Here is a 22,764-nt window from a genome sequence, read left to right on the forward strand (position 1 = left end):
TCGGAGCCAGACGCTACGGACGAGCCTCGCAGCGGATTAATGCACTTTCGTCAGGGACACACCCTGACTTCCGCCAGCCGTGATTGGCTGGACGCATGCTTCCCTGGGACACCGAAATGGCTGGTCAGCTTCATCGGGAGACGATTGATTCGACGTTGCTCCGGGGTAATCCCCTGGGGGATCCGCATGAGCGTCCACTGTGGGTGTACACACCGCCCGGGTACGCGTCGACCGATGCGCGGTGGCCGGCCGTGTACGTGATCCAGGGCTACACCGGCCACCTGGCCATGTGGAACAACCGGACCGCGTACCGGCAGCCGTTCCCGGAGGCCGCCGACGCGCTGTTCGCCTCGGGCGAGGCACCCGGCTGCGTCGTGGTGTACGTCGACGCGTGGACCGCGTACGGGGGCTCGCAGTTCGTGGACTCCCCCGGCACCGGCCGCTACCACTCGTACCTCTGCGACGAGGTCGTGCCGTGGGTCGATGCCCGGTACCGGACGCTGGCGCGGCCGGAGTCGCGGGCCATCACCGGGAAGTCGTCCGGCGGGTTCGGGGCGATGATCACGCCGATGCTGCGTCCGGACCTGTTCGGGGCGCTGGCCACGCACGCGGGCGACTCGCTCTACGAGTACTGCTACGCGGCCGAGTTCCCGAAGGCCGTGCGGTTCCTCCGCGGTTACGACGGCGACATCCAGCGGTGGTGGTCCGACTTCCGGTCGCGGACCTCGTTCACCAAGGAAGCCGACGCGTACCTGCTGCTCCTGCTCGGCTGCACGGCCTGTTTCTCGGCCGACGAGGACGGCACCCCGCAGTTGCCGTTCGACCCGGTGACCGGGGAGCTGATCCCGGAGCGCTGGCAGCGGTGGCTGGACTGGGACCCGGTGCGGATGGTCGACACCTACGCGGACGCACTGCGCTCCCAGCGAGCGATCTGGATCGACGCCGGCACCCGCGACGAGTGGTACCTGGATGTGGGCGCGCAGGCGTTCCACCGGGGCTTGCAGCGAATCGGCGTGCCCGACGACCGCATTCACTTCGAACTGTTCGACGCCACCCACGGCGGCATCGACTACCGCTACCCCCAGTCGCTGAAATGGCTAGCCGAACGCCTGGCCCGCTAGGCCGTATGTGGGAACGTCCCCGGGGCCTGGACCGGCCGGCCGAGTACGGCTAGGTGGGTTCCAGGCGGTAGATGGTGATGGCGCCGGAGCGGTAGTAGGTGGACCAGCGGTCGGACTCGTCGAGGGCTCGGCGTAGGGCATCCACCGAGCCGGTCGGCAGGTTGCCGAAGTACTCGGCCGTCGTCTGCATCAGCGGGGTGATCACCAGGAAGGTCTCGGTGCCGCCGTACGACGCCGCCCAGCTTTCGATGGCCGGGAGCTGGTCGGCGTCGAGCATGACGTGCTTGAAGGACGGCTGGTCGGTGATCGACGGGTCGACGCTGTGGCCCGGGTTGAGGTTGCCGTAGTCGGCGGTGAGGCGGGCCGGGAACGCGGGCGCGAGCATCGTCATCGTCGAGCCGGCCGGTGCCTGGGCCTCGAGGTAGCGGGCCGCGCGGAGGTCGGCCGGCGGGACGACGTGCAGTGCGAACTGCCCCTGCAGCCCCTGGAGCGCGGCGATCGCGAGCACGGCCAGCACCACGCCCGATCCGAGCCCTCCCCGCCGGAGACCCGCCCACCACGACGCGGCGAGCATCGCGCACCAGGGCACCGAGAACAGGTACACCCGGTAGATCGCCTCGCCGCCGTAGCTCTGCAGGAGCAGCAGCAGGAACGGCGTGAACCCGAGGACGAGCGGGACGACGATCCGCCCGAGCCCACGGCGGTGCCGCCACCCGACGACGAGCGCCGCGAGCCACACCACCACCGAGAGCCCCCTGGCGACGATCGCCGAGAACTCCTGCGCCCGCGTCCCCCACCCGCTCGACGTCCCGGCCGCGTTGTGGAACAGGTCGAAGCCGTCGAACAAGTTGTACTGGCTGCTCACCCCGCCCATCCGCGGCACGAAGTACCCACCGGCGACGACGGCCAGCACGAGCACCAGCCAGTACGGCCGGATCAACCCGAGAACGGTCAGCACGCCGACGCCGAACAGCAGCAGGTACGGCGTGAGCTGGTGCGCCGCGGTGACCGCCGCGAACACCACCGCGACCGCGACCAGCAGCGGCCACCGCGGCCGATCGGCCACGTCGGGGGCGTCACGCACCAGCCAGCGCCGCAGCCGATCGAGCCGCCAGGCCGTCCCGGCGCCGGGCAACCCCCGGCAGCCGTGCATCAGCAGCGCGAAGAAACCCAGGCTCAGCGCGTACGCGTAGGCCTGCGGCGAGAAGTAGTTCTGGTCGACCCACAGACAGCAGACGAACAGGAACACCGCGAGGAACACCGTGCGCACGTCCCGGGTGAACCCCCGCACGATCGCCGCGATCATCAGCGCGTCGATCAGGCCGAAGTACGGCGTCGACCAGCCCGCGAACCGGATCGAGGGCACCCCGGCGACGTCCGAGAGCTGCGCCGCCGCGGCGAACAGGACCGGCCAGCGCTGGTAGATGTCGTCGGGGTCGACGACCCGGCCGTACCGCTGGATCAGCTCGACGACGCCGATGTGCTTGTACACCCACGGGTACTCGGGTACCGGCACGAGCAGCGGCGCGGTCGCCCAGACCAACAACCCCATCGCGCCGACGCCGGCCAGCAGCACCGGCGTCCGGCCGCGTCCGAACAGTTCGACGCCGAACCCCACGCCCACCATCACGATCGCGGCGACGAACGGCACCCCGAGCCCCCACGTCAGCCCGTAGAGCGTGATCCGCTCCGGGTCGGCGCGCAGCACGGTGACCAGCCAGAGCCCGATCGCGACCACGAACAGCGTCGGGCTGAGCGCGGGATGGGCCCCCGCCGGAAGCGGCCCCCGCTGGTAGGCGTCGGCCCGCTCCACGTCCGGGTGACGGAACCGGGCCAGCGCGAGCGCCGCCGTGAACACCAGCGCGACCACGGTCGCCGCGTTCGGGTGCCAGGACTTCACCCACACCATCGACGCCGCCCCGAGCCCGGTGACGGCCAGGCTGAACGTGATCGACAGCGCGGCCGCCACGACCCGGTCGGCGATCCGCAGGTGGCTGACGATCGCCGCGCCCGGGGCGGCGGTGAAGAACGCCAGCAGCAGCACCAGCCGGATCGGCCCGGCCGGGATCAGCAGCGCGATGGTGCCGGCCGCGACGAGTACCGCGGCGACCGCCGCCAGGCCGGTCTCGGACGTCGGGGTGCCGAGCGACGTGGTGCCGCGCGACACCGGCGAGAACAGACGGACGGTCATCACATCATTCTGTACCTATTGATGCATCAAAGTCCGGATTCGGGAGATGAGCCCGGGTAGCAATACGACGGCCGTCAACGCCTGCGCTCCCACGTACGCGAGCCCGACGCCGGGCAGCCCGAGCCGTGGCAGCAACACGACCGTGCCACCGAGGAAAACGACGGCGGTCACGGCCTGGACGAACACCGCCGGCCAGAGCCGGTTCACCAGGATCGCCAGCGCGCAGTAGACGATCACGACCGCGGTGAACGGAAAGCTCAGCGCGGCCACCCGGAGCAGGGCGCCACCGCCGTCGGCGAACGCGCCGCCCTGCACGAGCAGCAGCGTCGGGCCGAGGGCCACCAGGCCGATGGTGCCGGCCACGGCGACCGCCGCCACCAGGCCGAGGATCCGGCGCAGGTGCTGGGCCAGGCCGTCCGGGTCCCGGCCGACCTGCGCGATGAACGACATCATGATGTTCCAGACGAGCGTCTGGAGCGTGATGACGATCAGCCACGGCACCGCGAAGTAGGCGTTGGCCACCGACCCGGCCAGGTGCACGACGAGCACCGGCGGGATCAGCGTGACGACGTTCCCGACCAGGTTGTTGACGTACTCGGCGGCCACGAAGTTGCCGAGCTGCCGGGGCCCGGGGAGCCGGGACTCGCCCGCGGTCCGGCCCGGCACCAGGCGGCCGAAGATCACGAACGTGACCACGACGGCCGCCACCGCGGCCGGGATGCACCACGCGGCCTCGATGCCCAGCTCGGAGCCGGTGGTGACGAGAGCGACCAGCAGCACGAGCTTCGCGCTGGAGGTGGCCACCTGCTTGGCCACGACCGTGCCGGCCCGGCCGAACGCGGTGAGCACGCCGTCCTGCACGTAGAACAGCGCGTAGACGGTGACCCCGAGTACGAACCCGAGCCAGTCCCAGCGTCCGAGGCCGAAGCCGTGGCCCAGACCGAGCAGCAGGTAGACCGCGCTGAACAGCGCCGAGCCGACGAGGATCCCGGCGTAGCCGGAGGCCAGGAACGCCCGGGTGCGGTGCCCGGCCTGCGGGAGGAACCGCACGAACACCGACGACAGGTTGAGCTGCGCGATCCCGCAGACGAGCGCGATCGCCGAGACCGTCGCGTTGCCGTGCCCGACCTCGTCGGTCGGGTACAGGTGGGCGGCCGCGACCCAGAAGAGCATGTTCAACGCCGACGCCAACACGGTCGACGACATCAGCGCGGACGCCTGCCGCAGGACCGTCGACGATCGCCAGCCGGTCGGCGCGGGCGGCGCCGGCGGCGCGATCGTCATCGGAGTCCCACCGCGGTCTTCTGCGCCACGCGCGCGGGTACGGGGGCGATCCGTCCGCGGACGTACCGCCACGGGCCGGCCAGCATGCCACGCCGGTTGGCGGCGAAGAGCTCGGGCGGGAAGTCGTCGCGGACCGTGCCGACCCGGACGCTGTCGGAGCTGGTGAGGTCCTTCCACGCCCGTGGCACCAGCGCGAGCAACCGCACCAGCCGGCGCGGGTCGTCGCGGAGCAGCGCGGCGTAGAACGCGGTGAGCCCGGCGCCGTAGCCGGCCATCTGCGTGCGGAGCCCGTCGAGGTCGGCGCGGTGCACGTGGCGCACGAGCGCGGCCGGGTGGTAGAGCGTGGTCGCGCCGCGGTCGAGCAGCCGGCTGAAGATCAGCGTGTCCTCGCCACCCTGGGCGGGCGTACCGGCGCCGAGGGCCTCGTCGAAGCCTTTCAGCGAGCGCAGAGCGCTCAGGCGCAACGCCATGTTCGCCCCGACGCCGAACGCCGGCAGTGGGTAGAGCGGGCTCTGCGCGGTGAGCGGGCCGAACTCGTCGGCGGTGAACCCGCGGCCCTTGCTGTGCCCGCCGAACTGCTCGAACCAGACCTGCGCGTCGGTGCGGAGCTCGGCCGGCACGACGACGCCCGACACCGCCGCGGCCGCCGGGTTCTCCACGAACGCGCGGACGATCTCGGCGACCCAGTGCGGGTCGGCCCGGACGTCGTCGTCGGTCCAGGCGACGATCCGCTCACCGGGCTCGCGGCTGAGCGCGGCGAGCGCGGCGTTGCGGGCCCTGGACAGACCGGGGCGCGACTCGACGACGTACTCGATCCGCAGCCGCGAGGCGAACTCCTCCACCACGTGCCGGGTGCGGTCGCTGCTCGGCGCGTTGTCGACGACGAGCACGTCGAACCGGTCGAACTCCTGGTCGGTCAGGCTGATCAGGCAGTCGCGCAGCTCGTCGGGGTGCTCCCGGGTGCAGATGACGACGGTGACCGGCGGCGCCAGCTCCAGCGCGCGGGCCCGACCGGCCAGGAACGGCGGGGTCGCGGGCAGCGCCGCGAGCGGGACGCCGTCCGGCGTGAGCGACGAGACGTCGATGCGAGCCGCGATCGCCTCGCGGCACTCCGCGAGGATGCCGCCGAGCAGGTCCTCCGGGCTCAACTCGTCGTCCGACGGCAGGTCGAGCCGCACCATCGCGAGCGGCTCGGTGAACAGCCGGACGATCACCCAGGCCGCCTCCCGGCGATGTCCGAGCGTGTCGACGGCGTGCACGGAAGGCAGCGGAGCGGAGAGCTCGACGTCCAGCACGACGCCGGGGATTCGAGTCATCGGGTCTCCCTCAGGTGAGCTCGTGCATCAGGACGCGGGTGCTCGCCAGGCGGGCCAGCCGCCAAGCGGGTTGAAGCGCGCGTTTCACGACCGGGCTGAGCCCCGGCTCGCCGGACGCGACCATCCACCGCAGTTCGTCGCGGCTCATGCCGGGTAGCGGCTGGAGACGGGGTAACGCGAACCGGTCGTCGCCCGGGCGGGCCAGCCGGCGTCCGATCACGCACGCGTTCAGGTAGCCGGCGTCGGCGACCGCGCGACGGGCCCGGCCGTTGCTGTAGCCGTGCGGGTAGCAGAACGACCGGATCGGTACGTCGAGACGTGCGGTCAGCTCGGCGCGGCTGCGCACGAGTTCGTCGCCGAGCATCGTCGGCGGGAGCGTGTCCATCGGGTGGTGCTGCCGGGAGTGACTGCCGATCTCGACGCCCGCGGCCGCCAGCGCGCCGAGCTGGTCCCAGCCGAGGTAGCCGGGGCTGCCGACCGATCCGGTCGGCACGTAGAGCGTCGATCGGGCCCCGAACTCGGCCAGCACGGCGGCGGCGTTCAGGAAGTCGTCGTAGGCGTCGTCGAACGTCAGCGCGACCACGGGACGGTCGGGGTCGGCGGCCTTGGCGCCGAGCGCTTCGGTGAGGCCGAGCAGTTCCCAGCCGTCGGCGGTGAGCGTGGAGATCTGGGCCCGGAAGTCCGCCGCCGGAACCCGGAGCGGGTCGGGCACGGCGTCCGGCTCGGCCGGGACGCCGTGGTACATCAGGATCGGCAACGCGGTCATCGGGCCAGCCCGGTCCGGGCCAGCTGCAGCGCGAACCCGACCCCGGTCGACGCCACGCCCGCGAGCACCATGCCGGCCTTGGCGACGTCGCCCCGCTGCAGGTAGGCGCGCACACCGCGGGGCAGCACCCGACGCAGGTAGCTGCCCTCCTCCGACAGCGCGGCCGCGCGGTCGGCGCGGTCGCGGGTGAGCGTCGCCAGCCCGGCTTTGCCGCGGCCCTCCAGCCAGCAGCGGCGCAGGAAGAACGCGACGCTCGACCGTTCGGCCGGCACGTGGTGGCGGATCACGGCGGCCGGGACACGCAGCCACTGCCCGTCCGGACGGCTACGCGACATGCGCAGGCAGAGCTCGGTGTCCTCGGGTTCGGAGACGTTCCCGACCTTGCCGAAGTCGGCGCGGAACCCGCCCACTTCGGCGAACACCTCACGGCGGACGATCATCCCGCCGGTCCAGACGTTGCGGACCGGGACCGGCTCGGCCGAGGCCTCGGGCAGCGTCGCGCCGATCACCCAGCCGAACTCTCTCGGGAACCAGCGGGGCTCGCTGGTGTGCCAGACCGGCAGGATGCGCGAGCCTGCGCCGATGACGTGCCCGGCGTCCATCGCGCGTACCAGGGCGGTGAGCCAGCCCGGCTCGGCGAACGCGTCGTCCTCGAGGAACACCACGAGCGGCGTGGTGGCGGCGAGGGCGATCGTGTTCCGGGAGCCGGACACGCCCCGCTGGTACCGGTTCTCGACGACCTCGATCTCGTCGCCGAAATGCTCGGTCAGACGCTCGTGGAGCGCGCGATTGTGGTCGACCGACACGACCAGCCGGTGCGCGTGGTCCTGGCCGCGCACCGAGGCGATGGCCTCGAGCAGCTGGGTCCACCGCTCCTCGGTGTGGCACGTGATGCCGACGGTCACCGTCATCAGGCAGCGCTGTTCGTACTGGTGGGGGTCATGACCGCTGCATCGACCGGCCGCTGCGGAACCTGAGTCACGATTCGGGTCGCGGATGGGAGCTTCCGGCTGAACCGCTCGCGCACGATCGTGACGAGCACACGCCAGCCGTCGCGGAACGTCCGCAGGTTGCTCTCGCCGTGCAGGCGGTCGGACTCGAAGCTGGGCACCTCGGCGATGACCAGGTCGGCCCGGGCGACCCGGATGTTGACGAGCGTCTCGACCTCGAAGCCGTCGCCCCAGTGAGCCTCGGACAGGTGCGCGGGGGCTAAGCCGAACGTCGGGATCACGCTGCGGCGGAACGCGTTGTAGCCGTAGCAGAGGTCGGTATAGCTGGTGAGGAACAGCAGGTTGGTCAGGGTGTTCAGGCCCCAGTTGCCGGCTCGGCGCAGCGGGCTGATGTCGTCGCTGCCGCCGCCGTCGACGAAGCGGCTGCCCTTGACGTAGTCGGCGCCGTTGTCGAGCTCGGTCACGAACGCGTCGATCTCGGCCGGGTCCATCGAGCCGTCGGCGTCGATCATCACGACGTAATCGCCGGTGGCGGCCTCGAAGCCGGCCGCGAGCGCGTTGCCCTTGCCGCGCCGGGTCTGGCGGATGACCGTGGTGTCGGGGCGGACCGCGAGTGCGGCCTCCACCGTGCCGTCGACCGAGCCGGCGTCGACCAGGACGACCTCGTCGACGTAGTGCGGCAGCGCGGCGAGGACGACCGGGATGTTCCGGGCCTCGTTCATCGTCGGGATGACGACGCTGACGGTGCGGTGCGTGACGCGCTTCTCGAACATCGCCGTTCTCCCTGCTCTCTCGCGGATTCAGCAGGGAGAGCGCCGAGGGAGGAGCGGTGATACTCAGGGCATTTGTGACGTGGGTCGCATTGCGCCCGGGAGGGACACTTGACTCATGAGCGCCATTCGCCTTCTGCTCAACGTCATCTGGGTTTTTGTCGCCGGCTTCTGGCTCGCCGTCGGCTACGTGATCGCCGGCCTGATCTGCTGCCTGCTCATCGTCACGATCCCGTTCGGGGTCGCCTCGTTCCGGATCGCCGGGTACGTGCTCTGGCCGTTCGGGCGGGAGATGGTCCGCAAGCCCGGCGCCGGGGTCGGAGCCGGGTTCCTCAACGTCATCTGGTTCGTGGTGGCCGGCTGGTGGCTCGCGCTGGGCCACCTGTTCACCGCGGCCGCGCTGGCCGTGACGATCATCGGTATCCCGATGGCCTGGGCCAACCTCAAGCTGATCGGGATCTCACTGGTGCCGTTCGGGCGCGAGATCGTGGACAGCGACCGGTTCGTCCCGGCGCCACGCGTGCTGGAGCGTCAGCACTGACACCAGCGCCCACAGGGTGAGCAGTAGCAGGAAGAGTCCGACTGCGGCGGCCGTCAGCACCGGGGAACCGGTGTCGGCGGCCGCCGCGGTCGTCCCGGTGACGAGCGTCCCGGTCGGGAACGTGAAAGCCCACCAGGGGAGACCGAACGGCGGTCTCGCCCGGAGCGTGACCGCGCCGGCCAGCGCGAGCCACAGCAGCGCGAAGCCCCAGACCGGCAGCGTGTACGGGAGCGGGCGCTCCCACAGCAGGTGCGCCGCGGTGATCGACTGGCCGAGCGGCCCGAGCACGATCCAGAGCGTGGGGACGAGCTTCGCCGGCATCGGCGGGCCGGCGACCAGCCGCCCCCAGAGCTGCGAGGTCACCAGCAGCGCGGCGATCAGGGCGGCCCCGAACAGCGCGGTGCAGATGATCTCGAGCTCGGCCCCGAACGGCACGTGCGGCGCGAGGAGCGCACCGTTCGCCGCCGACACCATCGGCGGCACGACCGGCATCAGCCATCCGCCGAACGGGAGCTCCCGGTGTTGGCGGGTGATCATCAGGTACGGCACGCCGACCGCCGTCACCAGGCCGCCGAGGGTGCCGAGCGTCCACAGCACCGCGTCGAGCGCGACGGCGGCCGGAGCCGCCCCGGTCAGCACGAGCGCACCCCCGCCGACGGTCATCAGCGCCATCGGCGGCGCGCCGTAGAACTGCAGGGTCGTCGGGTCGGCCAGGTGCCGGGCGAACCGTCTCCACTGCGCCGCCGACGCCACGAGCAGGCCGACGAGCAAGCCGGCCGCGGCGAGCCAGGTGACCGTGGCGAGCACGCGCAACCCGGGAACCTGAACCGGTAGCCCGGCCGCGGAGACGGCGACGATCCCGGTACCCATCACCGCGGCGAACCAGTTCGGGAGCACGTCAACCCGGCGGGTGACCACCGCGGGGGGCAAAAGCGGGAGCGTCGTCACGCCCCTCAGCCTCGGGCGCGCCGGGGTGGGCCGGTAGGGAGCAGATCAGGCTGAGCTCATAATCTACGGTTATGCCTCTCGCGCCGCTCTTCGCCGACCTGGGCAGCTTCGACCTGCTGCTCTCGGTCGCACGGCTCGGCAGCGTCGGGCAGGCCGCCCGCGAGCACGGCGTCTCCCAGCCCGCGGCGAGCGCCCGGCTGCGCCAGCTGGAACGCCGCCTCGGCATCGCGCTGCTCAACCGGACGCCCCGCGGTTCGACGCTCACCGGCGAGGGCGCGCTCGTCGCCGACTGGGCGCGCGCGGCGATCGAAGCCGCCGACGCGCTGGCGGCCGGTGTCGGCGCGCTCCGGGCCGCGCACGACAGCACGTTGCGGGTGGCCGCGAGCCAGACCGTGGCCGAGTACCTCTTCCCGGGCTGGCTGGTCTCGGTGCGAGCCGCGCACCCGGCGCTCGGCGTGACGCTCGACGCGGTGAACTCGGCCGACGTCGCCCGGCGCGTGCTGGCCGGCGAGGTGGACCTCGGGTTCGTCGAGGGTCCTGATCTACCGTCCGGCCTGCACGCCGAGACCGTCCACCACGACCGGCTCACGCTCGTCGTCGCACCGGACCACCCGTGGGTCCGGCGTCGGCGCGGTGTCCCGGTGAGCGAGTTGGCCGCCACGCCCCTGGTCGCGCGCGAGTCGAGCTCCGGCACCCGCCGCGCGTTGGAGAGCGCGTTGCACGCGGCCGGCGTGACGACGATCGCTCCGCCGCTGCTCGAACTCTCGTCCACCACCGCGATCAAGTACGCGGTGGCGGCCGGGAGCGGACCGGCCGTGCTCAGCTCGCTGGCGATCGCCGGCGAGCTGAGCAGCGGAGCGCTCGTCGAGGTCGCGGTGAAGGCCGACCCCGGCGCGCCGCCGCTGGTGTTGCGGCGCGAGCTCCGGGCGGTGTGGCCCACCGGACAGCCGCTCTCGGGCCCGGCGCGCGACCTCTTCGCGATCGCGCGGAGATAGCGTCCTTTGTGGATTGACTGTTGCCTCGCGGCGACGGAACGACAAGGATGTAAGGCGCGTGTCGTTTCTCGGTAGGGCGGGTGTTCAGGCGTGCTCGACTTCGGCTTCTCGTTAGCCATCGCTGCGGTTGCGGTGTTCCTCACGATCGCCCTGGTCACGACGCTCTTACCGGTCGGTGTCGGCCTCGGAGGCGTCGCCGTCACCTTCCTCGGGCTCACCGGCGCCCTGTCCGGTTACTCGGCCTGGCGCTGGGTTCGCTGGGTTCGCTCCCGTGTGGAGCGCATGCACTGGTCGGTGATCGCCTCGCTCGGCGCCGCCGCGACCGCGTCCGAGCTCTACGGAATGACCCGCCTCGCCACCGACTCGCTGGTCGGCATGCCGCAGCAGCTCGCCGGGCTGGCCGGTTTCAGCCTGCTCGCCGCCGTGACGGTCGCGGTCACCGGCGTGTCGAGCCTGGGCCTCTACCAGCGCTCGATGACCGACCAGGCGCTCACCCGGTGGGCCGAGCGTCGTCTGAGCCGGCTCTCCGCGGGCGCGCTGACGGTCGCCTGACCGCCGGTCAGCAGGCCACCGGCTGGGTTCCCTTCTTCCAGCTGCACGTGTCGATCTGGGTTCCGGCCGGGTCACGCAGATAGGCCGTGTCGCCGGTGTTGTTCCAGATGTAGTTGCCGGAGTTCCAGTACCGGTGGCTGGCGTCGTCCGTGCCCCGGCCGGTGTGCAGCCACAGCGTGGCACCCGGTTGCACCGTCACGTTCCCGGCGAACGTGTAAACGTGGTTGGCCTTGTCGCGCACCGTCCACCGATTGAGGTCCACCGGAGCCTTGCCGGTGTTCTTCAGCGTCAGGTACTCGGCATTCAGACTGCTGTTCGTCCGGGTGTCGGCACCCGGGGAGTTGTAGACCGAACGAGTGAACTGGACGACCGGCGCAGCCGCGGCGGGAGAGGCCGGCACGAGGGCGAACACGACAGCAGCGGCCGCAGTGGCCGCGGAGGTCAGACCCGGGATCAGACGCAACGTAATGCTCCATCTCCATTGATTCGCAGCACGAAGTGGGTCGACCGTATCCACAACGCAGCCGGAAAACCTCAGCCGCCGGGACGTGTCGGGCGGGCCGTTCATCCACAGGGGAATCTGCGTTCGGCGCCGGCGGTGGAGAAACGGCCGAGCCGGCATCGGGTTCCCTACCGTCACCGACGAACCCGCTTCGCCGGCTGATGGGAGCACCGTGGACGTGTACGACGGCTGGGGCGTCGAACCCGCACCCGACTTCGGCTGGGTAGCGCGGCGGATACTTCTCGACGCCGTCGACGAGATCCTCCTGACCGGCTCGGCGGCGCCCGCCGACGACGCCACCCGGCGGCTGTGGGTCACCGAGCGCCGGGCCGAGTTCGAGCTGAGCCCCGGCGGCGCCACGCTCACCGGTGAAGCGGTCGCGGCGAGCCAGCTGCTCGCCCTGCGGTCCGGCTGGACGCCGCTCGACCCGGCGGCCGTCATCGGCTGGGTCTCCGATCGGCTCGGCGCCGAGCACGGGCGCCGAGCGCTGCGCGTGGCGGGCCTCCTCGGCCACCCGGAGGCTCCGCGGTGGTCGTCGGTCCGCCCGCCGCCGCACGGCGGAGGCCCGCTGCTGCCCGCACTGGTTCTGCTCCTCGCCGGTGTCGCGGCCGTCGTGAACGAGGCTTCGGCCGATCACGCGCCGTGACGCGACACGCCGCCATCCCTTCGACTCGATCTAGATCTTCATGATATTCATTTTCAGGTCAAGGCCAACCGTCTATCGAGGAGTCACCCGTGAAGATCGCGTTCGTCGGAAAGGGAGGGAGCGGCAAGACGACGCTGAGCGCGCTCTTCATCCGCCGGCTCGCCGCCGAGGGCCGGCCGGTGCTCGCCTTCGACGCCGACATCAACCAACACCTCGGTGCCGCGCTGGGGCTCCCGGACGACGTCGGGATCACCCCCTTGGGCCAACACCTCGACGAACTCAAGGACTACCTGCGCGGCGACAACACCCGGATCGCGTCGGCGGCCGAGATGATCAAGACCACGCCGCCGGGGCGTGGCTCACGGCTGCTGCGGGTCGGCGACGACGAGCCGCTCTGGGCGAAGTACGGCCACCCGGCCGCGGGGGCCCGGCTGCTGGTCACCGGGCCGTTCGCCGAGTCCGACCTCGGCGTGGCCTGCTACCACAGCAAGGTCGGCGCGGTGGAGCTCCTGCTCAACCACCTGGTGGACGGTGCGGACGAGTACGTCGTCGTCGACATGACGGCCGGTGCGGACGCGTTCGCCTCCGGGCTGTTCACCCGGTTCGACCGGACGGTGCTCGTCGTCGAGCCCACCCGGAAGAGCGTCGGCGTCTACCACCAGTACTGCGGGTACGCCGCCGAGCACGGCGTGGCGGTGTCGGTCGTCGGCAACAAGGTGCTCGACGACGGCGACGTCGCGTTCCTGCGTGAGCAGGTGGGCGGCGATCTTCTCGGCTGCGTGGGGCTCTCGCCCGCGATCCGGGCGGCCGAGCGCGGCGAGCCGCTGCACCTCGACGACCTGGCACCGTCCGACCACTCGGCGCTGGCCGCGGTCCGTGCCGCGCTCGACGCGACTCCGCGCGACTGGCACCGCTACACCCGCCAGGCCGTCGACTTCCACCGGCGGAACGCGGCGGCCTGGGGCGACGAACGCACCGGTACGGAGCTGGCCGATCAGATCGATCCCGACTTCGTGCTGGGCCCCGACGCACTCATCCACTGATCGAAGGAGAAATCATGTCCCTCAACGTCCCCACCGCCCTGCTCGAGCGGGCCGAACACGGCGAGGTCAGCGACGCCGAGTTCGTCGACTGCGTCCGCGAGTCGCTGCCCTACGCCTGGTCGACGATCACCCGGGTGATCGCCGATCTGGAGTCCGGCTCCGACCCGTTCGCCGACGACTCGACGCCGCCGCCGAGCGAAGCCGAGCGCGGGCAGCTGCTGCGCGCGCTGGCCAGCGATGCGATCCGCGGCGGCCTGGAGCGGCACTTCGGCGTGGCGCTGGCGTTCCAGAACTGCCATCGCGTGGCGGCGTTCCGGCCGGCCGCGGTCGGCGGCCCGGAGCACCGCGCGTTCACGTCCACCCGGGGCCAGCTGCTCAACCAGTCCCCGGAGCTCCGCGACTGCTGACACCAGGGTAGCGCCGGCCGCCCCGCGGCCGGCGCTACCCCAGGAACGAACGGGCGAGGTGGTACTTGCTGTCGCTCGCGCCGGAGCAGGAGTCCGAGCTCGCGTTCGCCTCGGCGCCGTCCGAGCACGGCTGGTCCCGGGCGAGCTGCCAGAACGACGTCCACGCCGCGCCCCGCGAACGCGCGAACGCGCTCAGCTGCTGGGCGTCGGAGGCGGTGAACACCTCGGTCGAGGGCTCGTTGACGCCGATCAGCGTCGTGACCGCGACCCGGGACCAGGCCGCGGCCTCCGACAGCCCGAACGCGCTCTTGATCTGCTTCTGCGTGCCCTTCATCGACTGGATCGCGTAGTACCCCATCCGGCCGTCCGGGTCCGGCGCCGCCTCGCTGCCGAAGTCCATCGCCATGACGTTCACGGCGTGGATCGTGGCGCCGTTGCTCGCCGCGCTGTTGAGCAGGTTGACCCCGTCGGAGGTCAGGCCACTCGGGTTCACCGGAAGGGTCACCGAGACTTCGAGCGACTTCCCGGCCGCCGAAGCGGTCCGCTCCAGGATCGCGATCGCCTGTGAGCGCCGGTCGACCGACGCGCTGTCACCGAGCACGCCGCCCTCGACGTCGAAGTCGACCCGGGTGAGCCCGTACGCGTCGATGACGCTCTGGTACGCCGACGCCAGCTCGTCGGCCGACGAGCAGCTCGCCGCGAGCTCGGTGCCGGACTCCCCGCCGAACGAGACCCGCACCTGGCCGCCGGCGGCCCGGTACGCCGACACCTTGCTCTTGACCGACGAGTCACCGACACCCACCTGGCCGTCCCACGCCGGGGTGCAGCCGTTGCCGGAGATGATGAACGCCAGGTTGAGGTGCTTGACCCCGGCGTTGCGAACCTCGAGCAGGTCGGCTTCCGAGTACTGCAGCACGTCGACGTAGGGCGAGAACTCGGTGCCGTTGGAGTTGGTCGGCCTTGGCGACGGCGAGGCCTTGCCACCCGCGGCCGGGAGGTGCGATCGACGCACGTGCGGCCGCTTCGACTCCGCGGACGGCGCCGGCTCGGCCGAGGGCGTCTCGTCGTCTTCGCACTCCTCCGCGCTGCAGCCCGCAGCGAGCGGCGAAGCGGTGTGCCGGATCGTCGGCCCGACCGCGGCGTACGCACCGGCGGTGGTCATCACGAACGCCACGACGAGACCGGCCGAAACGACGAGGCGTCGGGGCGTTCGGCGTCTGTGGGCACCCCCGGCACCCTTGCTCGATCGATGCACGGGGACGTTGCACTCCAGACGTGGCGGTTGTTTCAGTCATCAACAATATCGGTCCAGAGCAACGATCCGTTACCACCGTCCACCGGACTTAAGGCAGCGTTAGGCTGGCATCCAGCCTGCTCACAGCCTTGGCACCAGAACCGTGACGGTGCCCACTCAGTCGCGATCGGACGATCACAGCACGACGCCGGGCGACCGCCCCCCGTGGTGGCGGTCGCCCGGCGCGGTGCGTCGGATCAGCTGGCGAGAAGCTCGTAGACGGAGTCCGGGGTCTCGGCCGTCTCCGCGGCCGTCGGCGCGGTGATCGGGGTACCCGAACCGGGCTTCTGGTAGGTCACCGTGTAGGTCTGGGCCTTGCTGACGCCGGTCGCGGGCGCCGAGAGCACGAAGTCGGTGAGCTTGCCGTCGGCGACCGAAGCCGTGAACGGCACCGCCTTCGCCGTGTCACCGAGCGCCTTCATCGTCTCGGCCGAGAAGAACTCGCTGTCGGGCTGCTCGGCCAGGTTGATCGTCCCGCTGAACTTGCCCGGCGACTCCTCGGTCGCGTCGACGATCGAGGTGAACAGCGCGTTGAGGCGCTGCGGGTCCTCGTCCTGCGGGCCGAAGACCAGCTTCGTCGCCAACCGCGACTGGTCGAGCGCCATCCACTTCTTCGGGTACTCGACGAAGCCCGCGTCCGGGTCGGCCTCGAGGTTCACCTTGACCCAGGACTTCTGATCGATGACCACCAGGTCCAGCGTCAGCGTGTACTCCTCGGTCTTGCCGACGGACTTCTGGTGGTACGCCTTGTCCGGCGGGTTGACCGAGCCGGTGAACGTCTCGGCCTCCTTCGGCTCTCCCTGCTGCACGACCGTGTAGTCGTACAGCGCGGTGGTGGGCTTCACGGTGGCGTCGATCAGCTTTTCCTGCTGGGTCTGGACGGCTTCCTTCACGGTCTCGGCGACGTCCGACGCGCCGCAGCCGGTGAGCACGACGGAGGCGGCCAGAGCCAGACCTGCTCCCAGCACGCGGACTCGGCGGCTGGTCTTCACTGCAGAACGCATGACTTCTCAACTTCCAATTCGATTAGGGGCTGCGGTAACGCGGGAGCCGCTGTTACGGCAGGGGCACGAGTTGTCGCGCTTCGGAAGCCTGTCGAGACCGGCTGCCGAAGTGCTGCGGCTCCGCTGCCGCGCACTGCCGAACGACTTCCCCGCCCCGCTGAACTGCGCTTTCGCCAGGTCACAAATCGAATTCCGAGGAAGTTGCTAAGGTCGCGTGCGCGCGCACAGACGGTCGAGGAGGTACGGGTGGACGTCGACGGCGCCGAACCGGCGCTGCGTTTCGCCGCCCTCGGTCCACTCCGGATCTGGCGAGGCGGCCAGGCCCTCGACCTCGGTCCGGGAAAACAGCGGGCAGTGCTCGCCGTACTGCTCCTCGACGCCAACCGTGCGGTGCCGGCGCAGCGCATCGTCGAAGCGGTCTGGGACGACGATCCGCCCGAGAACGGCGCGAACGTCGTCCAGAAGTACGTCGCCGGGTTGCGCCGGGTGCTGGAGCCCGAACGCTCGCCACGCACCCCGTCCCAGGTGCTGACGCTCGGCGACGGCGGGTACCGGCTGCACGTCGGCGAGTACGACGTCCAGACGTTTCAGAGTCGGGTTCGCCGGGCGGAGACGTCACGGAGGAGCGGTGACGCGGTCGGAGCCGCCGCCGAGTTGCGCCGTGGCCTCGAACTCTGGCGCGGGATTCCGCTCGCCGGGCTCGCCGGCCGGTGGTTCGACGCCCGGCGCCAGCAGCTCGGCGACCACTACGCCGCCGCGTGGGAGTCGCTCGCCGAGCTCGAGCTCGAGCTCGGACGGCACGCCGCTCTCACCACCGAGCTGGGCCGCCTGGTCAACGAGTACCCGGGGCGCGAAGGCCTGCGCGCGGCGTTGATGCTCGCGCTCTACCGCTCGGGGCGCCAGGTCGAGGCGCTGGCCGCCTACCGGGACGCCCAGGACCATCTGCGCGAGGAGTTCGGCGTCGATCCCGGCGACCACCTCCGCGAGCTGCACCAGCAGATCCTGTCGTCGGATCCGGCGCTGGTGTCGGTGCCGACGCAGCGGGTCGCCGAGCAGCTCCCGGAGACGCCACCGCCCCTTCCGGCGCCGGCCCACGCGACGGCCCCGGCCCCGGCGGCGACCCCGGCCCCGGCCGCGGCCCGGATCGCGCCGCCGGTGGCGCCTCCGCCGGCCGCGCAGTGGCACCCGGTCGGCTCGCCGGCGGTGCCAGGCCCTCCGCCGCTCGGCTCTCCGCCGCTCGGCCTACCGCCGCTCGGCCCACCGGGGTTCAGTACTCCCCCGTACAGCCCGCCGCCGTACCCGATGCCGTTCCCCTCGCCGCCGTACGGCGTCGGGCACTCCCCGCCCCCGCTGCCCATCCCCAAACCGTCCGGTGACAACCGGGTCGTGCTCGGCTGGATCAAGGCGTCCCTGTTCACGTTGCTGGCCATCTTCACGTTCGGTCACGCGACGTTCCTGCTGATCGGTTACATCGGCATCCGTCGGCGCAGCATCCTGAACGTCGCCGCCGCGGTCGTCTACCTCGCGGCGACCCTCGGGTTCTGGATCGCGGCGTTCACGATTCCGGCCGAGTACAACGAGGTCGACAGCCCGTGGACGATCTGGGACTGGTTCATCCTGTCCGGTCTGGTGATCTCCCCGCTCGTCGGCGCGGCCCACGTGTTCACGCTCGTGATGTACGACGAGAACAGCCGGCGCAACGTCGACCAGGCCGCGGCGATCACCGGGCAGATGGACCGGGAGCGGGCGCTGCAGATCGTCACGCACCACCCGGAGATGGCCCGTGAGCTCCGGATCGGCCGCCCCGACCTGCCCCGCTGGTTCGGCGACGGCGGCCTGATCGACGTCAACGGGGTGCCGGAGTACGTCCTGGCTCAGTTGCCCGGGATGTCGGTGGAACAAGCCGGTCGGATCATCGCCGACCGGATCGTGCGCGGGCCCTACACGTCGGTCTACGACCTCACCTGCCGCCACCCCGACCTGCGGCTCAACGTCGCCGCGCTGCACCGCTTCGTGGCCCTCGTCGTGCCCAGCAACTCAACTACGTGACGTAACCGCACGTATGACCTGATCCGGGATGGGTAGCCACTCCACGAGCTATCTCGACGATCCCGGAGGACCCATGAGCACCGAGCACTTCGCCGAATCGGTCACCGACCCGGAGGCCGAGGGGCTGCCGGGGTATGCCGACGACGACTCGTTCGCGGACCCGGAGCGTAACGCCGCCCGCGCGGCGGACGGTCCTTCGGCGGCGGCTCTCCCGACCGACCGCCCGATCGCGTCGACGGAGTTCGGCACGACGGCCGAGGAACAACGCGAGGGCGAACCGCTGGAGGACCGGCTGCGTCGCGAGGAGCCCGACGTCATCGAGGAACTCGACGCTCCCACGGTGGCCGACCCGGTCGGCGAGGCCGAGGCCGAGTGGGAGTCGACGAACACCGACGAGACCGACCTCGACACCGGGGGCAGCCCGCGTGACGACTACCCCGAGGTGCAGGCGCGCCCGCTGGACGCCGACGACGTCGCCACCGAGATCGACGGCGTCGCTCCCGAGGCGGAGGACCCGGAGACCGCGGCGGCCCTCGACGGTCTCGACCCGCGCACCGACTCGCCGGTCTCGGTCTACGACCGGGACTTCGACGACCAGGCCGGCCGCCTGGTCGAGCCGGACGAGGGTGCCCACGTCGACGACGAGAAGGACGCGATCGCCGACGAGCGGGGTTTCGGCGGCACCTCGGCCGAGGAACAAGCCATTCACGTGGTGCGCGACCTGCCCTGACGAACCGTCCTCAATAGAGAGTGGTTAGTCACGCTCAGAACCGGGAACCACAGCAGCAACACAGTCGACGCACAGCTCCCTGGGGAGGAAGCTCATGGCGAACGTCTCCGGACACCCCGAGATGGGTTACGACAACGCACCGGCCCGCTCGGCCGGTAACGGCCTCGCGATCGGCTCGCTCGTCGTCGGTATCCTCGCGATCGTCGCCAGCTGGGTGCCGATCGCCGGTTGGATCCTCGGCGCGGTGGCCGTCGTACTCGGCTTCCTGAGCCGCCGTCAGGCCAAGGCCGGCAATGGTCTCGGGCTCGCCGGCCTGATCCTCGGTGCGGTGGCGTTCGTGATCTCGACCGCGCTGTTCCTGGTCGCCGTCAGCCAGACCACCTGACGTCACGAGCATCTTCGACACGGGCCGCCCCGCCAGGGGCGGCCCGTGCTGTCTTATCTAGACCTGTCGTCGACTTAGGGCCCATTTAAATAGCTGCCCGGCAACCTTTTTTTGTATTCTCACCATTGATTTGACGGCACTTTTTCCGTGGCTAACATTCGATTTGTTTCCAGGCGCTGACTACGCACCCGGCAGCGCTGTGGGAGGTGGAAGGCGTGTTCGATCGGCCCCGCGAACACGCCTTCCACAATTTTTTTGAAGCCCACCACGGAGAGCTGGCCCGCATGGCGTCGCTGATCACCGGGGACAGCAGCGTCGCCGACGACCTGGCCGCCGACGCCCTGGCCGAGATCTGGCGCTACTGGGATCGCGTGAGGGCCGCGGACGACCCGCTGGCCTACGCGCGCGGAGTCCTGGTGAACGTCGCCCGGAGCTGGAACCGGCGCAACGGGTTGGAAGAACACAGCGCCCGCCTGCTGGGCCTGTTCCGCCGGGACGAGCGCACCGCCGAGGCCGACGTTCCCGCCGCGCTCGACGTCCGCGCCGCGCTGGCCCGCCTTCCGTACCGCCGGCGCGCGTGCGTCGTGCTGCGGTACGCGTTCGACGTGTCCGAGCGTGAGGTCGCGGACATCCTCGGCATCTCCGTCGGCACCGTGAAGAGCCAGACGTCCCGCGGCGCCGCGCAACTCGCCGCGTTGATCGCGGCCACCGACGGGTCGGTCGATCCGCGGGCCGCGCTGGTCCGGAGCGTGGCCGGTGGCCGCCGGGGCGCGACCGGGGGCGCGAGATGACGCCGGGCCACCGCGAGGAGGAGCTGCGCCTCCGCCTGCGCGCGGCGGCCGACGAGCACCAGCCCGACCGCGACGCGATCCTCGCCCGGATCGAACGCCGCCGCGCCGAGTCCGCGGCCGGCCCGGGCGCGTACGGCTCGGCCCGGCGAAGCACCGACCGAGCAGGCCTCGGGCGAGCAGGCGGACGCCGGGCCGCCGGGCCACTCGGCCGGGCCGGCGGATTCGGCGGCTTGCGGCCGCTGGCGGCGGCCGGGGCCCTGGGCGCCGTCGTGGCGCTGGGAGTCAGCGGCGCCTGGCTCGTCGGCGGCTTCGGGTCGACCGAGCAGCCCGATGCGGCGAGTGCGCCACCCCCGCCGCCGGTGACCGCGGTCGCGCCCACCGAGGCTTCCGGAGAGGCGACCCCACCCGCACCGACGTCGTCGGCCGCATCGCCGTCCGCGGCGTCACCGTCCGCGCGGTCGGCGTCCCCGCGCGAATCCTCGACGCCGCGGTCGAGCCGGTCCCCCGAGGCGTCGCTCCCGATCGAGACCTTCCCGGGCGGGAGCGCCCCCGAGCAGGGCTGGCTCTGGTCGGACGGCTCGATGGACCCCAACTCCAACGACAACTACGCGCAGAGCACGGTCACGCTCAAGAGCAAGACCGAGATGACCGCGCTCGACGTGACGATCCGCGTCGCGCTGTCGTCCGGTGTCCGCGCGACCGGCAACTGGAGCACGATCGCGAAGGACAAGCTCGTCGTCACGACGCGGGAGCGGTCCGGGTGGCTGTACTACCGGTTCCAGCTGCGCGCCGGAGCCACGATCGCCCCGGGTGACTACACGTTCGCCGGTCAGTACGACCCGGGCGGCCCGCGGAGCACCGGCAAGGACGCCTACCTCGCGTCGGCGAGCGCGCGGACCTCGGACGTGCGGGTGCACGGCGGGTTCTGATCAGCGGTGGTACGAGTACGTCTCGTGCACCGGAACGTGCTCGGCGACCGGCGGCACCGCGGCGACGGGCGGGACGGCGTCGTCGTCGGGCCGGCCGATGCCCGCGTGAACGGACGGACGGCGGAACCGCAGCACCATCGCCCACGCGACCCCGGCGGCGAACGCCGCACCGATCAACGCGGCGAGCAACCACGACGGCCGGCCACCGGCCGGCGGGAACACCGACGACAGGCGTAGCAGGCCGAAGACGAATACGAAGCCGGTCACGACCGCGGCGACCGCACCGGCGACCGCGCGCAGCTCCCAGCCGCCGACGTCGGTCTCGTCCTCGTCGCTGCGCAGGAACCAGAACAACGCGCTTATCGACGTGAGCGCAAGTGCGCCGGTGATGCCGAGCCCACTGGCCAGGCCGAGCCAGAGCGCGTAGATGCGGTCGCCACTCGCGACGACGGCGACCGCGCCGATCGCGGCCAGCGCCGGGACGGCGGCGCGGACGTGCACGGCTTTCCGCGCGCCGAGCCGGAACGCCGGCGGCAGCACACCGTCGAGCGCGAGGCCGGACAGCTGCCGGTTCACGGCCTTGTGCAGCACGACCGCACAGCCGACGACCGCGAGCACGAGCGTGAACATGATCAGCCGGGCGACGTTCGCCGCCGCTTCCGGGCCGACGATGCGGCCGATCAGCGTGAACAGCGACTGGCCGGTGGTGCCGGTTGTGGCGGCGACGTCGTCGGGCGCGACGGCGGCCCGGGCCTGGCCGCTGGTGGCCGCACTGACCGCCCAGGCGCTGAACGCCGACGCGGCCGTCATGATGATTCCCGCCAGGTAGGCCGCCCGCGGGACGTTGCGGCCGGGGGCGCGCACGTCGCGAATGAAGTTGAGGCTGGTGTCCAGGCCGATGAACGCGGTCACCGCGAAGCAGAGCGCGATCCCGAACGAGCCGCTGAACAGCCAGCCCGGATCGAGCGGCGCGGTGAGGTCGCCGTCACGCATCGGCAGTTGCAGCGCCCGGACGTCGAACCAGATCAGGATGACGGCCTGCGCGACGAGCAGCGCGCCCAGCAGCCAGATCACCCGGCGCAGCCGGACCATGCTCAGCAGCGAGACGAGCACCACGCCGATCAACGCGGCGGCCTCACCGGGCAGGTCGACGCCGAGCACGTCGACCGACAGGCCGGAGAGGGTCAGCGCGAACACGGCGTAGAGCGAGACGAGCGACCCCAGGTACGACACGAGCACCACGGCGGCGACGCCGAGCCCGAGCGTCGGGCCGAGCCCGGCGGAGACCAGCGCGTAGAGGCCGCCGGGGTGCCGTACCCGGCGGGCCATGCTGGTGAAGGCCAGCGCCGCGCAGAGCAGCGCGACGCCGCCGAGCACGTAGACCAGCGGCATCGCGACCACGTGCCCGAACTGGAAGGCGCCGGGGATGGCCACCCAGGCCACCAGCAGGGGTGCGTGGCTCATCGTGGCGACGATCGCCAGTTGCCAGCCGGCGAGTGTGCCCTCGTGCGTTCTGGACATGCGAACAACTCCAATGCGAACAACGTTCG

Annotated in this window: 23 protein-coding genes; 12 read left to right on the forward strand and 11 right to left on the reverse strand. The window is 71.5% G+C overall.

What is annotated here, in order from left to right:
• Positions 1–95 precede the first annotated feature (95 nt).
• Complete coding sequence (locus tag CRYAR_RS39735; protein WP_035858542.1) at positions 96–1,121, forward strand: alpha/beta hydrolase-fold protein; 1,026 nt, start codon at positions 96–98, stop codon at positions 1,119–1,121.
• 49 nt (positions 1,122–1,170) lie between these two features.
• Here the strand turns inward: CRYAR_RS39735 and CRYAR_RS39740 are convergent, their stop codons facing one another.
• From CRYAR_RS39740 to CRYAR_RS39765, 6 genes are read right to left on the reverse strand one after another with little or no spacing between them, the layout of a single operon-like run.
• Positions 1,171–3,312 carry a hypothetical protein gene (locus CRYAR_RS39740; RefSeq protein WP_035858544.1) on the reverse strand — a complete coding sequence of 714 codons (2,142 nt, stop codon included), beginning with the start codon at positions 3,310–3,312 and terminating at the stop codon, positions 1,171–1,173.
• Between the two features lie 15 nt (positions 3,313–3,327).
• On the reverse strand, positions 3,328–4,596 hold the full coding sequence (locus tag CRYAR_RS39745) for a lipopolysaccharide biosynthesis protein (protein ID WP_035858546.1): 1,269 nt from the start codon (positions 4,594–4,596) through the stop codon (positions 3,328–3,330).
• Complete coding sequence (locus CRYAR_RS39750; protein WP_084701568.1) at positions 4,593–5,912, reverse strand: glycosyltransferase family 2 protein; 1,320 nt, start codon at positions 5,910–5,912, stop codon at positions 4,593–4,595. Before CRYAR_RS39750 ends, CRYAR_RS39745 begins: the two co-directional genes overlap by 4 nt.
• 10 nt (positions 5,913–5,922) lie before the next feature.
• Positions 5,923–6,678, reverse strand: a complete 756-nt coding sequence (locus CRYAR_RS44320; RefSeq protein WP_051571627.1) for a polysaccharide deacetylase family protein — start codon at positions 6,676–6,678, stop codon at positions 5,923–5,925.
• A complete protein-coding gene (locus tag CRYAR_RS39760; RefSeq protein WP_035858548.1) occupies positions 6,675–7,589 on the reverse strand; it encodes a glycosyltransferase family 2 protein in 915 nt (304 codons plus the stop codon). The genes CRYAR_RS44320 and CRYAR_RS39760 overlap by 4 nt, the downstream gene beginning before the upstream one ends.
• Positions 7,589–8,401 (reverse strand): glycosyltransferase family 2 protein, encoded by an 813-nt coding sequence (locus tag CRYAR_RS39765; protein ID WP_051571629.1) that lies wholly within the window; start codon positions 8,399–8,401, stop codon positions 7,589–7,591. The genes CRYAR_RS39760 and CRYAR_RS39765 overlap by 1 nt, the downstream gene beginning before the upstream one ends.
• Before the next feature lie 115 nt (positions 8,402–8,516).
• Here CRYAR_RS39765 and CRYAR_RS39770 point away from each other — a divergent pair, with 115 nt between their 5' ends.
• Entirely contained in the window at positions 8,517–8,939 is a 423-nt protein-coding gene (locus CRYAR_RS39770) for a YccF domain-containing protein (protein WP_035858553.1), read from the forward strand.
• On the opposite strand, the gene CRYAR_RS39775 is transcribed toward CRYAR_RS39770, so the two are convergent.
• Positions 8,859–9,887, reverse strand: a complete 1,029-nt coding sequence (locus tag CRYAR_RS39775; protein WP_157018444.1) for an SLAC1 family transporter — start codon at positions 9,885–9,887, stop codon at positions 8,859–8,861. The two genes, CRYAR_RS39770 and CRYAR_RS39775, sit on opposite strands and share 81 nt — an antisense overlap.
• A 71-nt stretch (positions 9,888–9,958) precedes the next feature.
• On the opposite strand from CRYAR_RS39775, the gene CRYAR_RS39780 reads away from it, so the two are divergent.
• Both CRYAR_RS39780 and CRYAR_RS39785 read left to right on the forward strand, forming a co-directional pair.
• Complete coding sequence (locus tag CRYAR_RS39780) at positions 9,959–10,882, forward strand: LysR family transcriptional regulator (RefSeq protein WP_035858556.1); 924 nt, start codon at positions 9,959–9,961, stop codon at positions 10,880–10,882.
• A gap of 90 nt (positions 10,883–10,972) precedes the next feature.
• Positions 10,973–11,434, forward strand: a complete 462-nt coding sequence (locus CRYAR_RS39785) for a hypothetical protein (protein ID WP_035858558.1) — start codon at positions 10,973–10,975, stop codon at positions 11,432–11,434.
• 7 nt (positions 11,435–11,441) lie between these two features.
• Here the strand turns inward: CRYAR_RS39785 and CRYAR_RS39790 are convergent, their stop codons facing one another.
• Positions 11,442–11,897 (reverse strand): lamin tail domain-containing protein, encoded by a 456-nt coding sequence (locus tag CRYAR_RS39790; RefSeq protein WP_051571632.1) that lies wholly within the window; start codon positions 11,895–11,897, stop codon positions 11,442–11,444.
• A 211-nt stretch (positions 11,898–12,108) separates the two neighbouring features.
• Between CRYAR_RS39790 and CRYAR_RS39795 the strand changes: the two genes are divergently transcribed.
• From CRYAR_RS39795 to CRYAR_RS39805, 3 genes are all read left to right on the forward strand, one after another.
• On the forward strand, positions 12,109–12,582 hold the full coding sequence (locus CRYAR_RS39795; RefSeq protein WP_035858561.1) for a hypothetical protein: 474 nt from the start codon (positions 12,109–12,111) through the stop codon (positions 12,580–12,582).
• 89 nt (positions 12,583–12,671) lie between these two features.
• Positions 12,672–13,625: an ATP-binding protein gene (locus tag CRYAR_RS39800; protein WP_035858563.1), complete on the forward strand. Its 954-nt coding sequence runs from the start codon at positions 12,672–12,674 to the stop codon at positions 13,623–13,625.
• A 14-nt stretch (positions 13,626–13,639) separates the two neighbouring features.
• The gene (locus CRYAR_RS39805) at positions 13,640–14,032 is read left to right on the forward strand and encodes an SCO5389 family protein (RefSeq protein ID WP_035858565.1); all 393 of its coding nucleotides are present in this window, start codon (positions 13,640–13,642) and stop codon (positions 14,030–14,032) included.
• Between the two features lie 34 nt (positions 14,033–14,066).
• On the opposite strand, the gene CRYAR_RS39810 is transcribed toward CRYAR_RS39805, so the two are convergent.
• Positions 14,067–15,206, reverse strand: coding sequence for a chitinase (locus CRYAR_RS39810; RefSeq protein WP_051571634.1), 1,140 nt, complete (start codon positions 15,204–15,206; stop codon positions 14,067–14,069).
• Between the two features lie 317 nt (positions 15,207–15,523).
• Positions 15,524–16,330 carry a hypothetical protein gene (locus tag CRYAR_RS47830; protein ID WP_157018446.1) on the reverse strand — a complete coding sequence of 269 codons (807 nt, stop codon included), beginning with the start codon at positions 16,328–16,330 and terminating at the stop codon, positions 15,524–15,526.
• Positions 16,331–16,576: 246 nt separating this feature from the next.
• Here CRYAR_RS47830 and CRYAR_RS39820 point away from each other — a divergent pair, with 246 nt between their 5' ends.
• From CRYAR_RS39820 to CRYAR_RS39840, 5 genes are all read left to right on the forward strand, one after another.
• Positions 16,577–18,379: an AfsR/SARP family transcriptional regulator gene (locus tag CRYAR_RS39820; RefSeq protein ID WP_051571635.1), complete on the forward strand. Its 1,803-nt coding sequence runs from the start codon at positions 16,577–16,579 to the stop codon at positions 18,377–18,379.
• A gap of 73 nt (positions 18,380–18,452) precedes the next feature.
• Positions 18,453–19,109 carry a DUF5709 domain-containing protein gene (locus CRYAR_RS39825; RefSeq protein ID WP_035858570.1) on the forward strand — a complete coding sequence of 219 codons (657 nt, stop codon included), beginning with the start codon at positions 18,453–18,455 and terminating at the stop codon, positions 19,107–19,109.
• 94 nt (positions 19,110–19,203) lie between these two features.
• The gene (locus CRYAR_RS39830) at positions 19,204–19,494 is read left to right on the forward strand and encodes a hypothetical protein (protein WP_035858572.1); all 291 of its coding nucleotides are present in this window, start codon (positions 19,204–19,206) and stop codon (positions 19,492–19,494) included.
• Positions 19,495–19,700: 206 nt separating this feature from the next.
• Positions 19,701–20,285 (forward strand): SigE family RNA polymerase sigma factor, encoded by a 585-nt coding sequence (locus CRYAR_RS39835; RefSeq protein ID WP_084701578.1) that lies wholly within the window; start codon positions 19,701–19,703, stop codon positions 20,283–20,285.
• Positions 20,282–21,214 carry a hypothetical protein gene (locus CRYAR_RS39840; RefSeq protein ID WP_035858573.1) on the forward strand — a complete coding sequence of 311 codons (933 nt, stop codon included), beginning with the start codon at positions 20,282–20,284 and terminating at the stop codon, positions 21,212–21,214. Before CRYAR_RS39835 ends, CRYAR_RS39840 begins: the two co-directional genes overlap by 4 nt.
• On the opposite strand, the gene CRYAR_RS39845 is transcribed toward CRYAR_RS39840, so the two are convergent.
• Positions 21,215–22,735 carry an APC family permease gene (locus tag CRYAR_RS39845; protein WP_035858575.1) on the reverse strand — a complete coding sequence of 507 codons (1,521 nt, stop codon included), beginning with the start codon at positions 22,733–22,735 and terminating at the stop codon, positions 21,215–21,217.
• Positions 22,736–22,764: the final 29 nt, after the last annotated feature.

The organism is Cryptosporangium arvum DSM 44712 (assembly GCF_000585375.1).
GTDB classification, from domain to species: Bacteria; Actinomycetota; Actinomycetes; order Mycobacteriales; family Cryptosporangiaceae; genus Cryptosporangium; species Cryptosporangium arvum.

Bases quoted from the DNA above. Each gene is read 5' to 3' on its own strand.
- CRYAR_RS39735 (WP_035858542.1), top strand. From the start codon at position 96: ATGCTTCCCTGGGACACCGAAATGGCTGGTCAGCTTCATCGGGAGACG.
- CRYAR_RS39740 (WP_035858544.1), bottom strand. From the start codon at position 3,312: ATGACCGTCCGTCTGTTCTCGCCGGTGTCGCGCGGCACCACGTCGCTC.
- CRYAR_RS39745 (WP_035858546.1), bottom strand. From the start codon at position 4,596: ATGACGATCGCGCCGCCGGCGCCGCCCGCGCCGACCGGCTGGCGATCG.
- CRYAR_RS39750 (WP_084701568.1), bottom strand. From the start codon at position 5,912: ATGACTCGAATCCCCGGCGTCGTGCTGGACGTCGAGCTCTCCGCTCCG.
- CRYAR_RS44320 (WP_051571627.1), bottom strand. From the start codon at position 6,678: ATGACCGCGTTGCCGATCCTGATGTACCACGGCGTCCCGGCCGAGCCG.
- CRYAR_RS39760 (WP_035858548.1), bottom strand. From the start codon at position 7,589: ATGACGGTGACCGTCGGCATCACGTGCCACACCGAGGAGCGGTGGACC.
- CRYAR_RS39765 (WP_051571629.1), bottom strand. From the start codon at position 8,401: ATGTTCGAGAAGCGCGTCACGCACCGCACCGTCAGCGTCGTCATCCCG.
- CRYAR_RS39770 (WP_035858553.1), top strand. From the start codon at position 8,517: ATGAGCGCCATTCGCCTTCTGCTCAACGTCATCTGGGTTTTTGTCGCC.
- CRYAR_RS39780 (WP_035858556.1), top strand. From the start codon at position 9,959: ATGCCTCTCGCGCCGCTCTTCGCCGACCTGGGCAGCTTCGACCTGCTG.
- CRYAR_RS39805 (WP_035858565.1), top strand. From the start codon at position 13,640: ATGTCCCTCAACGTCCCCACCGCCCTGCTCGAGCGGGCCGAACACGGC.
- CRYAR_RS47830 (WP_157018446.1), bottom strand. From the start codon at position 16,330: ATGCGTTCTGCAGTGAAGACCAGCCGCCGAGTCCGCGTGCTGGGAGCA.
- CRYAR_RS39825 (WP_035858570.1), top strand. From the start codon at position 18,453: ATGAGCACCGAGCACTTCGCCGAATCGGTCACCGACCCGGAGGCCGAG.
- CRYAR_RS39830 (WP_035858572.1), top strand. From the start codon at position 19,204: ATGGCGAACGTCTCCGGACACCCCGAGATGGGTTACGACAACGCACCG.
- CRYAR_RS39840 (WP_035858573.1), top strand. From the start codon at position 20,282: ATGACGCCGGGCCACCGCGAGGAGGAGCTGCGCCTCCGCCTGCGCGCG.
- CRYAR_RS39845 (WP_035858575.1), bottom strand. From the start codon at position 22,735: ATGTCCAGAACGCACGAGGGCACACTCGCCGGCTGGCAACTGGCGATC.